At 49.2% G+C, this 14434-nt stretch carries 11 protein-coding genes and 1 tRNA gene; 6 read left to right on the forward strand and 6 right to left on the reverse strand.

The annotated features are described in order from the left end of the window. Positions 1-63: 63 nt before the first annotated feature. Positions 64-618, reverse strand: coding sequence for a DUF445 domain-containing protein (locus ICL55_RS20610; protein ID WP_188100837.1), 555 nt, complete (start codon positions 616-618; stop codon positions 64-66). Between the two features lie 121 nt (positions 619-739). Then, a tRNA-His gene (locus ICL55_RS20615) sits at positions 740-813 on the reverse strand. Between the two features lie 462 nt (positions 814-1275). On the opposite strand from ICL55_RS20615, the gene ICL55_RS20620 reads away from it, so the two are divergent. Then, positions 1276-2481, forward strand: coding sequence for a hypothetical protein (locus ICL55_RS20620; RefSeq protein ID WP_188100839.1), 1206 nt, complete (start codon positions 1276-1278; stop codon positions 2479-2481). Between the two features lie 157 nt (positions 2482-2638). On the opposite strand, the gene ICL55_RS20625 is transcribed toward ICL55_RS20620, so the two are convergent. Together ICL55_RS20625 and ICL55_RS20630 are read right to left on the reverse strand one after the other, a co-directional pair. Further along, complete coding sequence (locus ICL55_RS20625) at positions 2639-3070, reverse strand: GNAT family N-acetyltransferase (protein ID WP_188100841.1); 432 nt, start codon at positions 3068-3070, stop codon at positions 2639-2641. After that, positions 3067-3528: a carboxymuconolactone decarboxylase family protein gene (locus tag ICL55_RS20630; protein WP_188100844.1), complete on the reverse strand. Its 462-nt coding sequence runs from the start codon at positions 3526-3528 to the stop codon at positions 3067-3069. The genes ICL55_RS20625 and ICL55_RS20630 overlap by 4 nt, the downstream gene beginning before the upstream one ends. Positions 3529-3616: 88 nt before the next feature. On the opposite strand from ICL55_RS20630, the gene ICL55_RS20635 reads away from it, so the two are divergent. Beyond that, a complete protein-coding gene (locus ICL55_RS20635) occupies positions 3617-5089 on the forward strand; it encodes an aminotransferase-like domain-containing protein (protein WP_188100846.1) in 1473 nt (490 codons plus the stop codon). Between the two features lie 194 nt (positions 5090-5283). Next, positions 5284-5826, forward strand: coding sequence for a hypothetical protein (locus tag ICL55_RS20640; RefSeq protein WP_188100848.1), 543 nt, complete (start codon positions 5284-5286; stop codon positions 5824-5826). Here the strand turns inward: ICL55_RS20640 and ICL55_RS20645 are convergent. Further along, positions 5823-6926, reverse strand: a complete 1104-nt coding sequence (locus ICL55_RS20645; protein ID WP_188100850.1) for a lipase family protein — start codon at positions 6924-6926, stop codon at positions 5823-5825. The two genes, ICL55_RS20640 and ICL55_RS20645, sit on opposite strands and share 4 nt — an antisense overlap. Positions 6927-7061: 135 nt before the next feature. Here ICL55_RS20645 and aspA point away from each other — a divergent pair, with 135 nt between their 5' ends. From aspA to ICL55_RS20660, 3 genes are all read left to right on the forward strand, one after another. After that, positions 7062-8468, forward strand: a complete 1407-nt coding sequence (aspA, locus tag ICL55_RS20650; RefSeq protein ID WP_188100853.1) for an aspartate ammonia-lyase — start codon at positions 7062-7064, stop codon at positions 8466-8468. A gap of 366 nt (positions 8469-8834) precedes the next feature. Next, entirely contained in the window at positions 8835-10175 is a 1341-nt protein-coding gene (locus ICL55_RS20655; RefSeq protein ID WP_188100855.1) for an anaerobic C4-dicarboxylate transporter family protein, read from the forward strand. A gap of 39 nt (positions 10176-10214) precedes the next feature. After that, on the forward strand, positions 10215-11378 hold the full coding sequence (locus ICL55_RS20660) for a porin (protein ID WP_188100857.1): 1164 nt from the start codon (positions 10215-10217) through the stop codon (positions 11376-11378). A gap of 582 nt (positions 11379-11960) precedes the next feature. On the opposite strand, the gene ICL55_RS20665 is transcribed toward ICL55_RS20660, so the two are convergent. Further along, complete coding sequence (locus tag ICL55_RS20665; RefSeq protein WP_188100859.1) at positions 11961-14405, reverse strand: MG2 domain-containing protein; 2445 nt, start codon at positions 14403-14405, stop codon at positions 11961-11963. Positions 14406-14434: the final 29 nt, after the last annotated feature.

Below are 14434 nucleotides of genomic sequence, written 5' to 3' on the forward strand. Positions count from 1 at the left end.
GGGGGACGGTTAACAGTAATTAACAGTACGGGCCCGTATTTCAGCGCCCGCACTGTTCATTCGTTATATAAAAAAGTGAAGGAGTATGACCGCGATAAGACCGGAAATAAAACCGGTAAAAGCGCCCAGCAGTTTGAATTTTTTGATTTCATTGCCCAGCAGCTGCTGGCTGATTTGTTGTAATTGTTCCGCAGAGATGCCGGCTATTTTTTCGGCCACCATCTTTTCGATGTTCAGGTCTTTTTCCACGTTGTCGAGATACTGGTTGATCATCACAGGAAACAGGGTGTCCAGTTCTGCCACGAGGTGTGATTTGATCTGGTTCACGATGCTGTCTCCGATGAACATGGAGAGTACCGGCATTGCTTTCGGTAGTTTCTCGCGAAGAAATGTATCGAGGTGAGCTTCTACCAGCGGGATGATATTTTTTATTTTTTCCGGATCTGTCAGTTTGGATTTGATAGTACTGAAAGATAACTGTTGACCGGCGAAAGCGCCCAGTTGCTGAGCCAGTGCTTGTTGACGTGCCGGAAGGATGCGCGTAAAGAGCGTGTGTGCTGCCAGGTGATGAATGATCCAGCCAAGCAGGGCGGTTATAATGGGAATCAGATAAATCATTGAATCGGAATGTTATTTACAATGTTGCGAAGATACTTTCCCCTGACTGAATTTCTGAATCAAAAATGAAATAGGGTAAAACGAAAAAAGGCTTCTGTGTAAGAAGCCTTTTTCATTTTCGGGTGGATGAGGGGTCTCGAACCCCCGACCCTCAGAACCACAATCTGATGCTCTAACCAACTGAGCTACAACCACCGTTTCTGCCCGTCCAACGTGTGTTTCTTTCGTTGTTGGGAGTGCAAAGATAACACAAACCTTTTTTAAATTCCAAATACTTTTCAAAAAAATTTTTCAGAAAGTTATATATCACGAAAAAACAGGGAGTGATATGATAATCATAGCGGTACATTTTATCCCTCTGATGCTTGTTATTATATACTAATGTAATCCGCGCCAGAAGGCGTTTTGAGGCTTTGCGCACTGTATTAAAACCCGTATCTTTGCGCACTTCCCATTATAATTCCCATTTTATTAAGTTGTTGAAAGTCAGCAGAATGTTTGGTTGATGGCCTCACAGAATGTCCTGATTTCAGGTGATTCTATGACCACCAGGGAAAGATATGTTAGCCCAAGTGACAAAACGATGAAAAAATGACAATTCTCCCTGAAACAGGCTATCAAACGTGAATTAGTTTAATAATTAATAGTATATATATTATGGATCAGCTTAAATTGAAGTTACAGGAGTATTATCAGCGTTACCAGCAGATGGAGCAGAAGGTAAAACCTGGCAAAGAGGAGCCTGCGAAAGAGGAGGTGCTGGACCTGGAAAATGATATTCTCACACAGTTTGGATTACCGACATCGCGCCGCTTTGTACAGATTCTGCATGACTTTGTACATCACAGCCAGGTGAGTGACCAGCTGTTGGATTATGTGAGCAAGAAATTGCGGTCGGCAGCCCGTAAATACCTGCTGGCCCCGGTGATGTCAGACGTAGACCTGCTGGAACAGGCACGTGACCAGAAGCGCAGCCCTTACGACGTATTACCTGAACTGGGTTATCCGCCGCAGGAGTACGCCCTCTTTCTGATTGGAGAATTGTACTACCGCCGTAACATGGCAGCATCAGATGTTCTGGAGGAGCTGAAGAAAATGCAGCATTTTCATAGCTGGAATGATCTGGCTTTGTTGAGCAAGACGCACAACTACTCTCACCATGAGTTGTACGCCAAGCTGAAAAAACATGAGCTGCGTTTCATCGATGATTACATCCAGCACAGCCGCCGTCAGGAAACGGCGCGGTTAGTGAACAAACGCCCCACACCGGCAGAAGAAGGCTATAAGCCCGATTATAAAACCATCACCAAAGTACAGGTGGAAGACATCATCTTTGATGAACATACGACCCCCAGCCTTTTTGGTAAGATCAAAAGCGGCAGGGGATATACCCGTATTACGATCGGCCTGGAATTTTCCGAACTGAACCAGATCCTCATGAGCAGTGATGAGTTGGGCGTGGAAATCAGCAACCACATCAAAAAGCGGTTGGCTAACCCCGCTGCGGAAAAACCAACGGTGATTGATATACGGGCAGAATTTGGTGATGTTTTAAAGCTGGATAATTGTTACCTTGAAGTATATAAGCCACAACATCGCGAAGGCAATAAATGGGTGGAAGACAAAGACAACTTCTACTTCGTGGATAAAATACTGACTAAAAAAGAATATGAAAAACGCACCAAAGAGGCTGAGGTGCAACGTAAAATACAAGAATGCCTGGAGCTCATCGGCGGTTCTTACGTCTACTATCAGCGGCTGCGCCGCCTGGGTATCACTGACGATGAGGCTAAACTGAGAGCAGGCCTATCGGATGAACTATTGTTCAAGCTATCATTTTTCCTGAACAAGGTAAAGGAATAGTTTTTTTGTTGTGATGTTTTTAAGCAGCGAAGACACCTGTCTTCGCTGCTTTTTTATTTGGACATTTGGACATTTGGACATTTGGTTATTTTGATATTTTGGTATTTTGATATTGAGTGGGCCCCATAAATGAATAAATAACCCAATACCCCAATAGCTAAATAATTTGGGTGAAATGATGGGCAGAAATATAAAATCCCTGTTCATGATACAAACGATGGGCGGGCCACAGGTTGTGCCCCGAATCCAGTTGTACAACGGTCAGTCCTTCTTCCCGCGCAATTTCCCGGATATGATACAGCAACAGGGAGGCATAACCCTGGGCACGGAATAATGGATGCGTGGCCAGGTCATCGATATAGATAAAGCGGCCGGTATGGAGATTGTGTTTGTGCCGGTAGCCGGCAATGGCGGCTACTTTGGAGGGATCTTCATCTGCCGGCAGGTAGAGAAGATGATAACCTTCCTGTTGCATTTCCCGTATCTGTGGCAACAGCCTTTCAGGTAATATATGTGGCCGCAATGTAAGGATTACTTCGCTGCAGGCCTGTATTTCGGCGTCGGTAGCCGCTGTTTTTACAATTCTCATTTGGTAGTGGTTGGATAATGTTGGCCTGGTATGCGATGCGTGGCGATACCGATACGGTTCCAGGCGTTAATACAGATAATGTGCATCAGCAGCTGGGCGGTAGTTTCCAGGCCGAAGCAGGCGAGCGCTTTGTTGTAAGTCTCCGCCGTCAGGCCCTGCTGGCTGATAAACGTCACTTCTTCCGTCATCGCCAGGATGATGCTTTCTTCTTCGGTGAACTGTGGCGATTCCCGCCAGGCGCTGAGCAGCAGCAGGCGCTGGTCTGTTTCTCCGAGCTTACGCGCATCGGCAGCATGTTTGTCGAGGCAATAGGCGCAGCCATTCAGCTGGGAGGCCCTTACTTTGATCAATTCCCGGTGCAGCGGGGAAATATTGGTGGTGGTGGTATACTTGTCCATCACCAGCATCGCTTTGAAGGCTTCAGGCTGTACCTCCTGCATAAAAAATCTCTCTTTCATCACGATTGTTTTTGCATAATTGATGAGGTAAAATTAGTTTTGCCTGGACTATTTATGTAGTCCAGATTTAAATCGATAGATAGTCCAGATGCTACCATATAAAACATTGATCACGATTGACCGGGAAGCCCGGCAGCCGGTATATCAGCAGATCGCCAACCGCTTCGCCAGTCTCATACGGGAGGGCGTGCTGAAGCCGGGGCTGTTGTTGCCGGGCAGTCGCGTACTGGCGTTACAGCTGGGGCTGCACCGGAAAACCATTGTGGCGGCTTATGATGAGCTGGTGAGCCAGGACTGGGCCACGGCCATTCCCCGGAAAGGCATGATGGTGGCTACCAACCTGCCGGATATTAAACCCCGCTCTTTTCAGGCGCCGGTGTCTCCTTACGGTAACGGACCTACGTTTTCTTTCAACAGCATTCCTTTTGTCGTTACTTCCCGGCACGACCTGGCGCCAGCCGGTCAGCTGATTATCAACGATGGCTTTGCGGATATGCGGGAAGCACCGCTGGAAGCGTGGATGAGAGAGAGCCGGGCCCTGATCCGCCGGCCCCGCTACCATCAGCGGCTCACCTATGGTTCGTCGATGGGAAGCCAGCACCTGCGGCAGCAACTGGTCCGTTATCTGACCCACACGCGTGGGCTTACCCTGTCGACAGACAACCTCATGACTACGCGTGGCGCGCAGATGGCCATCTATCTCACCGCTGCCATGCTCCTGAAAAAAGGAGATTATGTGATCGTGGGAAGCCCTGATTATTTTTTTGCCGACCTGTGTTTTGAGCAACTGGGTGCCCGTCTGCTGCGTGTGCCGGTAGATGAGGAAGGCATCGACGTGGAAGCCGTAGGGCAACTTTGCCGCACCCACAAAGTGAAGATGTTATATGTGATACCGCACCATCATCATCCTACTACGGTTACCTTGAGCGCAGAACGCAGAATGCGGCTGCTGGATATTATCCGTACGCACCGGTTGGTGGTGCTGGAAGATGACTACGATTATGATTACCACTATAGCTCCGCGCCTATATTGCCGCTGGCGGCCGGAGATCATGGCGGCAATGTGATCTACATCGGTTCCTTCACCAAGCTGTTGGGGCTTTCCATCCGCAGCGGCTTCCTCGTGGCGCCAGCCCCGTTCCTCGAAGAAATGGCCCGGCTGCGCAGACTGATGGACCTCCAGGGCGATAATCTGTCAGAAGAAACGCTGGCAGCCCTGTTAGCGGATGGCACCGTCGACAGGCACCTGAAGAAATCGAATAAGCTGTATCATGAGCGACGGGACCACCTCTCTCAACTGCTGCAAAGCCGCCTGGGCGACAGGGTACAGTTTACGGAACCCACCGGCGGCATGGCTACCTGGCTTAGGTTTCACAAACGTTACCCGCTGGCGAAGGTGGCCGCAAAAGCAGGCACTATGGGGTTGAGTATGAACAACGGCGAACAGTACGGGTATGGTACGAAGCCTATGAACGGTATCCGTTTTGGATTTGCCTCGCTGAATAACCGGGAGCTGACGAAAGCGGTGGGCATCCTTGAAAAAGTGCTCACAAAGGAGTAACGCCGTCACGCAAAGGCGCAAAGCAGCAAAGCAGCAAAGAATCAAATAAGAATTATAAGAAAGCAAAGGAGCGGAGATCAAAATATGATCTCCGCTCCTTTGCTTTCTCTGCTCGCTTATATTATTCTTTGCTGCTTTGCTGCTTTGCGCCTTTGCGTGAAAATAGTAAGTTTGATACAAAAAAATATCAGCACATGGAAGAACTGACACTGGGCGTGGGATCAAGAGTACAGCACGCACATTTTGGTCCGGGCGTTATCGTAGGCGTTAAGTATGCGCAGTACCGGGTCACTTTTATGGACCACGGGATCAAAATGATCGACAAAACAGATCCGCTGTTTGAAGTACTGGTGGCTGAGAACCAGACAGCCGAAGTGGAAACGGCATCGGACGTGGAAATATCTTTACTGAAGATCCTTCGTTTATGGGGTGGTGTTACAGAAGTGGTGCCATTGGGTGATCGCTGGAAGAACGGTACCATGGTGCTGCAACCGGGCGACACTTCCCTGAAGGCCAAGGAGCTGCCGATCGAAACGTTTTTTCATAAGATCGTGATGCTGCGTGATCGTTTGCGTGTGCTGGAGCAGAATATTAACAGCCACAAAGTGCTGACCGACGAAGAGAAGATCAATCTGCAACAGTATATCACCCGTATTTACGGATCGCTCACTACTTTCAACGTGTTGTTTAAAGAAAAAGAGCATTGGTTTACCGGAGAAAAGTCGGGCAATGATTAATGCTGGCCGGTGTTGTAAATGTGGTTGAGAAGCCAGCGGTAGGCATCCATAGAGTGATGCACAAAGATATTTTTACCATCGAAAGGAAATTTTTCATCGTATCCTTTTACCGGATATAAGATGACCGGCGTACCTGCCGGGGTATAATTGTGGCTGTTGACAAAGACAGGCCGGTTATACTCCGGCATTACTTTTTTTACGCGGCCATATACCATTTTGCCCAGTATCCGCTGATAGCGGCGACTGGCCCTCCTGGTGGGCCGGTTGAGGCGGCCGTACATATAGGAGAGGGCCACGCGGACCGGAAATTTCTGTTGCCGGAGGGCTTTTTTGATATTGGCGAAAGGGTTGATCGTATTAAAATCTGTTGTTCGCTGTATGGAAAAAGGTGTTTCCGGTACCCAGTCGCGCCCGTTCACGATCCTTATTCCCCATCCGTCCCGGGTGATGTAATCAAAGTCGTATGCATAGAACAGGTTGCCCGGTTTGGGAGCCGCGCTGCAATAGGTTTTGAAGACGATGTCTTTCGGTATGGCGTCGAGGTATTGAAAGTAGGAGCGCGCCAGAAAAGCGATAGCGCCGCCCTGGCTATGTCCGAAGATGATAAATTCGTGTATGCCTTCCTGGTAGTAGTGTTTGATTTGCTGCACCATGTCTGGCGCCATAGCAGCAAAGCCCAGCAGCCAGCCGGCGTGCACAAAAGCTTTGTCATCTTCCGCCAGTTTATAGGTAAAGGTGGTACTGTCATTCAGTTGCAGTGTGCCTTTGGCGCTGATCATGCCCGCGTAGAAATTTTCCATCCAGGAGGTGGCGGTACCGTTAGTGCCTCTGATAGAGATCACGCCAAGGCCCCGGCTGCGGTTGATCCAGAGGTCCCATCGGTTCTTAAGCCCTACTTCCGGGGAACGGTATACGATACGGAAATTTTCAGGTGCTTTGGCATTGCTCTGGTCCAGCGAGGTATCCCGTTGCAGGGAGCTGAGGTCCAGCAGATCATGGTATTCCCGGGGATTGAAATGTGGGGCCAGCTGTTGAGCATAGAGGACATTTCCTGTAAAAAATAAAAATAGAAAAGAAACCAGTGAAATGCGAAACATCATGAGAATTTACGAATTGCCAATTATGATTTACGAATAGAACAACAGTGTAATGAAAATTCTTTAGATGAAACTACAACAATTATGAGTATTATGTTGTTCTAAAAGCGTTTAACTTCCGGCCCTAAATTAAAATTTATGTCCAAGAGAATAGAACATGATTTCCTGGGGGAGAAAGAAATACCACAGGATGTGTATTATGGCATTCAGACCCTTCGCGCGTTGGAGAATTTTCATATCACCGGTATTCCGCTGAAAGTGGAGCCCATCTTTGTAAAGAGCCTGGGTTATGTGAAAAAGGCTGCTGCTATGGCCAATCGGGACCTGGGAGTGCTGGACAAAAATATTGCAGAATATATTATCAAGGCCAGTGACCGTGTGATCAACGGGGAGTTTGACAATCAATTTTTGAGTGATCTGATACAGGGTGGTGCCGGTACGTCCGTGAATATGAACGCCAATGAGGTGATTGCCAATGTGGCGCTGGAGATGATGGGCAAACAGAAAGGGGAGTACGAATTCTGCCATCCCAACAACCATGTGAACTGCTCTCAGTCCACCAACGACGCTTATCCTACTGCTTTTCGTATAGCCCTTATCCTGAAGCTGACTGCTTATAAAGAAGAGCTGGGTAAGCTGGCCGATGCTTTTGATACCAAGGGAGGTGAGTTCCAGAACGTGTTGAAAATGGGCCGTACCCAGTTGCAGGACGCTGTGCCAATGAGTTTGGGCGATGAGTTCCATGCATTTGCGATCAACCTGAAAGAGGAGCTTTCCCGGGTAGACAGCAGCAAGCGGCTGATTGCCGAAATCAATATGGGGGCTACCGCTATTGGTACCCGCGTGAATGCGCCCGAGGGGTATGCGGAGCTGGTGACCCAGTACCTGTGTGAAGTAACCGGGCTGGACCTGAAGTTGGCGGAGAACCTGATTGAGGCCACGAATGATACCGGGGCGTATGTGCAGCTTTCCGGTGTACTGAAACGTACAGCCGTGAAGGTGTCTAAGATATGTAATGACCTGCGTTTGTTGTCGTCCGGACCACGGGCAGGCCTCAACGAAATCAACCTGCCGCCGATGCAGCCGGGATCTTCCATTATGCCGGGCAAGGTAAATCCGGTGATACCCGAGGTGGTGAACCAGACCGCGTATTATGTGATCGGTGCCGACCTGACCGTGACCATGGCAGCCGAAGCGGGTCAGCTGCAGCTGAACGTGATGGAACCGGTGATTTCTTTCGCGTTGTTTACTGCAATCACTTATATGGGCAATGCCTGCCGTACCCTGCGTGAGAAATGTATTCTTGGCATTACTGCCAACGCAGAACATACCAAGCAGATGGTGATGAACAGCATTGGCATTGTAACGCAGCTGAATCCGATACTGGGGTATGAGAAATCCGCCAGCATAGCCCGTGAGGCGCTGGAAACCGGTAAGTCGGTGCATGATATCGCCGTGAAAGAGAAGCAACTGATCACCCAGGAGAAATGGGACGAGATTTTTACGTTCGATAACATGATCAGACCACAGTTCATCAACCGTTAACCGTTGGTGACGACCGATTTTTTTGAATAAAATGAGTTTGACTGTGATATTTCGAAGATTTGTGCGAATAGTGTAGAACAAGACAGATCAATTAGCAGATGTGCCCTGGAACAGGGCCAATGATAAGGCTGGTGCTACACCCGGGTGTGGCACCGGCTATGTAACCAGGATAACCAGGATAACCAGGATAACCGTAGTAACTGTAATAACCGTAGTAACCGTAGTAACCATTGTAGGGAATAGCCATAACCATCATTATTTCATTCATTATAACACTTGGTGTAGAAAGGCGGTGAAATAGTGTACAGTTATATGCTATAATTTTCTATCGATATTGATTATCTTCAGCAGCACATATTATTTTATATGATCTGGTTAGAGTTCGCAATATTACTCACCGCTATCCTGGTGGGAGCCCGTATGAAAGGCATTGGTCTTGGGGTGATGGGTATGGTGGCATTAGCGGTGTATATCTTTATTTTCCGCATGCGGCCGGCTGATCCGCCGATAGATGTGATGCTGATCATTCTGGCGGTAGTAACTACCGCTGCCACTTTGCAGGCCGCCGGTGGCATGGACTACCTGGTGCGGCTGGCGGAGAAGATATTGCGTAGTAAGCCTTCCCTGATTGTTTTACTGGGACCATTGGTCACTTATTTCTTTACCCTTTTTGCCGGTACAGCACATATTACTTACTCGCTGTTACCTATTATTGCGGAAGTATCTACCAAGAAAAAAATAAGGCCGGAGCGGGCGTTGAGTATTTCGGTGATCTCGTCGCATCTGGCCATTACAGCTAGCCCTATTTCTGCTGCCACGGCTGCGTTGCTCACTATCCTCAGTGGAAAAATCGAGCTGCTCGATATTCTGCGGGTATGTATACCCGCCACCATCCTGGGTACGCTGGCCGGTGTAGTGGTATGCTGGAAGAAAGGCAAAGAGCTGGAGAAAGACCCGGTATTCCTGGAAAAGATGAAAGACCCGGAGTTTGCGGCCCTGATAGCGGCAGATGTGCAGGAGAGCAAAGCACCGCTGTTACCGGGCGCCAAAGTGTCGGTGCTGATCTTTGGGTTGGCGGTATTGCTGATAGTGCTGGTGGGCGCTTTCCCCGATATGCTGCCATCCTTCGGGGAAGGGAAGAGTAATATGGCGGTAGATGCTACCGGGCATATTAAAATGGCTGCGGTGATAGAGCTGGTGATGCTGGCCGCTGCTGCTGCCATGATGCTGTTTTGCCGTACCTCGGCCGCCGCTGTGGCCAAAGCCAGCCTGTTTAATTCCGGTGCACAGGCCGTGGTATCTATCTTTGGGGTGGTATGGATGAGCGCCACCTTCATGCAAACCAATACCGGTGTTATTGAGAGCACATTGGGCAATATGGTCCGGGCAGCCCCCTGGACATTCGCCATTGCGCTATTCATACTGAGCATTTTACTTTTTAGTCAGGCAGCTACCACCAAGGCCCTCATGCCGCTGGGAATGTCCCTCGGCATCCTGCCGGCACATATGGTAGCCATGTTTCCTGCTGTTAACGGGGACTTCGTACTGCCAGGTTATCCGACACTGCTGGCGGCCATTAACTTTGACCGCACCGGTAGTACCCATATCGGGAAATACCTGGTCAACCACAGCTTTATGATTCCCGGGATTGTCAGTGTAGCCGTATCCGTTGCCGCCGGGTTCTTTCTGGCCGGCATCCTGTTATAGACGACCATATTTTTTCTTTAACTCCCAAATTTAACCTTTATGCATATCCGCAATTGGCTGGTAGCCTGCATGATGTTGTTTCCGCTTGCTGCAATAGCACAGCACCAGGAATCGAAGAAAGATACGCTCTATAAACCCCTCATCCCCATCAGCAAAGCTCCCCTGTTAAACAACGTGGACATCATCGCCAACATGCGCTACGCTTTCCGCAACGAGTTTGACAAAGGCACCTATACCGGCTCCCGCTTTGTTAATGAACAGTTCCGGCTGGAGATAAAAGGCAAGGTGCTCGATAAACTCTACTTCCGCTTCCGGGACCGCTACACCCGCGACCCCGAAACCCAGTCCGTAGATAACCTCAGCCGCTCCACAGACCTGGCCTATCTACGCTTCGACCCCAGCGAACACTGGAAAATATATGCCGGTAAACTGTGCGCCGATTGGGGGGGAGTGGAATTTGATGATAACCCCATACAGATCTACGAATATTCAGACATCATCGAGAATTCAGACAACTTCCTGTCCGGCGCCGGCGTGGGATATCTCCCTAACAACAACCACGAATTCACCCTGCAGCTGCTCAACAGCCGCACCAAAACCTTTAAAGAACTATATGACTCCATCCCCGGCATTTATGAAAGCAAATTCCCCTTTGCGGCGGTGATCAACTGGCGCGGCCGATTGTTCGACGGAAAAGTGACCACCATCTGGTCTTACAGCATTTTCAAAGAAGCTACCCACCAGTACATGAACTATATCGCCCTGGGCAACTCCCTGATACTTCCCAACTTTAAACTGGATTACGATTTTAAACTCAGCATGGAAAACCTGGACCGCAAATTCCTCGTCTCCAACTGGATACCCAACATGAAAGCAGCACAAGGCGTCACCTACATGAGCCACTGGCTGCGCGCCGATGTGCGCCTGAGCAAAATTGTACACCTGACCGCCACCGGATTCGTGGATTTTGCCTTTTGGAATGGGAACCCCGATCCCAACAAAGACAAAAAACTACGCACCGCCTGGGGCTATGTGCCAGCCATCGAAGTATATCCCTTCGATAAATATGACCTGAAAATCTTTCTGAATATGGTCGGCAGGGTATATCGCTATACCGACTATGCACAAACGAAATTTGGCCTGGTGAATGACGATACCTACCGGTTTTCCATAGGGTTCATTACGCCGCTGTTGGTGTTGTGATGAATGGTGTGTGGCGCGTTCATGTTTTGTGTTCACGTTCCTTGTTCGCCATTCGTGTTCCCAGGGCTAAAGCCCTGGGCTATGTTGTTGTTCAGGTTCGTTAATAGTTGAGGTTCATTATGGGATAGGGAGTTGTGTTTCCGTGCTTGGTTTTTACAGGGTTATAGTCTAGAGTAAATGTTGTTGTATTCTTGTGGCATCGGTAATTGTTGCCGTTATGGATATTATTTCTGTTGCTTCTGCCATCTTCCCATTGCCTCCATCATTTTATATCATTCTCCTCATTTCATATCATTCTCCTCATTTCATATCATTCTCCATCATTTCATATCATTCTCTTCATTTCATATCATTCCTCATCTTGCCTTTTACTCCCTATCATTCCCGTTGCTTCTTATTATCTCTATTGCCTCTTTTATCTCCATTGCACCCCTTTCTTCCATTACAACTCCTTTAATCCTTACGGATTTGAACAACAACATAGCCCAGGGCTTTAGCCCTGGGATTATGAACGATCAAAACAAACGGGGCTAACCCATTAGGTCAGCCCCGTTTGTTTTGATGAAAATTTCTTTATCGTGATTAGAATTCCTGTTCCAGCTTACCCACCGTTCCTTCATCGGTGATACCCTGTACCACTACGCGGAAACGTTTGGAGAAGTCGTTGTTATAGAATTCCACCTTGGCGGTATGTGTCAATGTGTCTACCGCAACATTGGGATTCCAGTAGAGGGTCAGGCGTTTGTCGGGCAGGGCATGCACCTCTTTTTTTACGGAGTAGTCCGGTGAATAGAAAGTTTTCACGATAGCATAACCTGCTTTTTTGTACAGCTGGAAACCTTTGATAGACGGGTCGTTAGCGGGCGGATTGTCGCCACCTTTTTTGGTATATACCGCGATAGCGCCGTTAGCGCCGCCGAAGCCGCCCATGAATGGAGGACGGAAAACTTTGATCAGCGCCACATCATTGATAGACAGGGTGCTCAGCATGCTGATGTCGGTCTGCATTTCGTTGAGATACAAGCCTGGTTTGCCACCGCGCCAGGAGAGGCTCGGATTGCTGAGGTCACCGGTGATCTGTAAGCCGGCCACTTTGGACTGGAGATACTGGAAGATATTGTAGGCGGTAGGATTCTCTTTGGTGAGGTCAAAACTATACCCATCGCCGCCGGAGAACATACCGGAAGTGTACCGTTTTTCGGTGGTTTCCTCCGGTTTGATTTTTTTCGCATTTACATTCACTTCCTGCAGATATACCGTTTTATTATTGATGGCACGATTCACTTTGTTGCTTTCAGCAGCAGTGGCGAGGAACAGCTTCAGTGAATTGTTGTCGATGGCCGGTGGTACCCGCAGCGGGTAAGGTATTTTTACCTGTGTGGCGCGGTCAAAGAAGTGGATATCAAACTTCACGTTTACGTCTTTGCTTTTCTTGGCGTCGCTGCCCTGATAGTAGATATAAGCGGTGTCAGGGAATACCATGTTGGCGATGTTGAACTGGCCTTTTTCATCGACAGGCGCAGAGGCGAACATAGAAGAGCTGTCTACCGGCAGTTTGATGATCATGTCCAGTTTGCCGCCTACGATGGGTCTGCCGTTAACGCCGGTGGTGATACCTTTTACGGTAACGCCCTGTTCATAAGGGTAACGGACTTCCGGGAATTCGTTTTTCGCAATCTTTTCCCAGCTAAATCTGCGCCATCCGTTGGTGAGCATCACGAGATCCAGGGCCTGCAGGGTAGCGGGATTGGTATCCTTGAAGTACCAGTTGGGATTGTATACATATCCTTTGATGTCGGAAGTCAGCAGGAGGGTAGACACGATATCGGCGGCATTTTTATCAACCGGCACGGCATCGGCATCGGTAACAGCCACGGAGATATTGGATTGCAGCGTATCGGGGAGGCGCAGCACAAAAGTGCTTTTCTTGCGGGGCTCGCGGGCTACGTCAGATTCCAGTACGTCCATCTCCATACGGTCGTTGTTGCGAACGAAGGCCAGTCGCTCTGCGAGCGGCGTGCCGTTGTTGCCGAACAGTGTTATCTGAAGAATGCCGCTGGGCAGTTTATCAGCCGGGATGAAGCCACTGATGCGGCCTTCCGATACATCGAGGAGGGCCTTGTAGACCAGCTGCTGGCCCATCTGTGCGATGACGACCAGCTTATTGGTGGCGGTATCGCCCATATTAGCCGGAACAGCCTGATAGAAAATGCGGGCGCCTTTATTGAAGACCTTCAGGGACGCGCCGTTGGTTTGAACAGCCGGCAACGTAAAGGTTTTGCTTTGTCCTTTGGCGCTTTTCACGACGGCCTGAAAAGCGTCGGAACCGGCGGCAGGTGTGATCTCGAAGGTGCCCATCCCGTCGTGTATGGATTTGATGGCGGTGTTTTTCGGATCTTTTATGGTACCGGTTACCTCTATGGGGTAACCGTTGTTGTCAATAGCCTTGAAAGCCACGGTGTTAGCCTGGCCTGCAATGAGGTTCCCTCCTTCAGGGAAGAACTGTACAGAGAAGTCGGCAGCGGTACTGTCGGCAGCGGGGCCGCCCTTTTTAGCCGGATCAAATACCTCGATGGTACGGGTGTAAGTGAAGGCCGGGTCGAAGTTGAGCATCCAGGCGGTATAAGCTCTCAGCTGGTATACGCCGGGTTTCTGTGCTTCGGGCAGTTCAAAATTACCGGGTGCGCCGGCATTGAAAACGGCAAACAGTTTCTTCTGAACGATGTTATTATTCTTGTCGAGCAGCTCCACATACAGATTGGTAGCCTGTGTGGAGGGGAGGCCCTGGAGGGTGACATATCCTTTGAACCAGATGGTTTCTCCGGCGGCATAGTAGTCTTTGTCCAGATGCAGGAACACTTTCTCCTGCGGATAGCGGGTGTTGTATTGTTGTAAAGCCTGAACCAGATGATCTGACCAGTCGGCAGGTGGCGGCATCACCGCCACGGCGCCCATAACTCCGGCCAGCAGGGTAGCGGGGACCATCCACTTCAGGCGACGTCTCGTTTTGGTATTGTGCACTTGCATGAACTGTATTTTGAGCCGAAATAATGGAT

Source organism: Chitinophaga varians (genome assembly GCF_014529945.1).
Classification (GTDB): domain Bacteria; phylum Bacteroidota; class Bacteroidia; order Chitinophagales; family Chitinophagaceae; genus Chitinophaga; species Chitinophaga varians.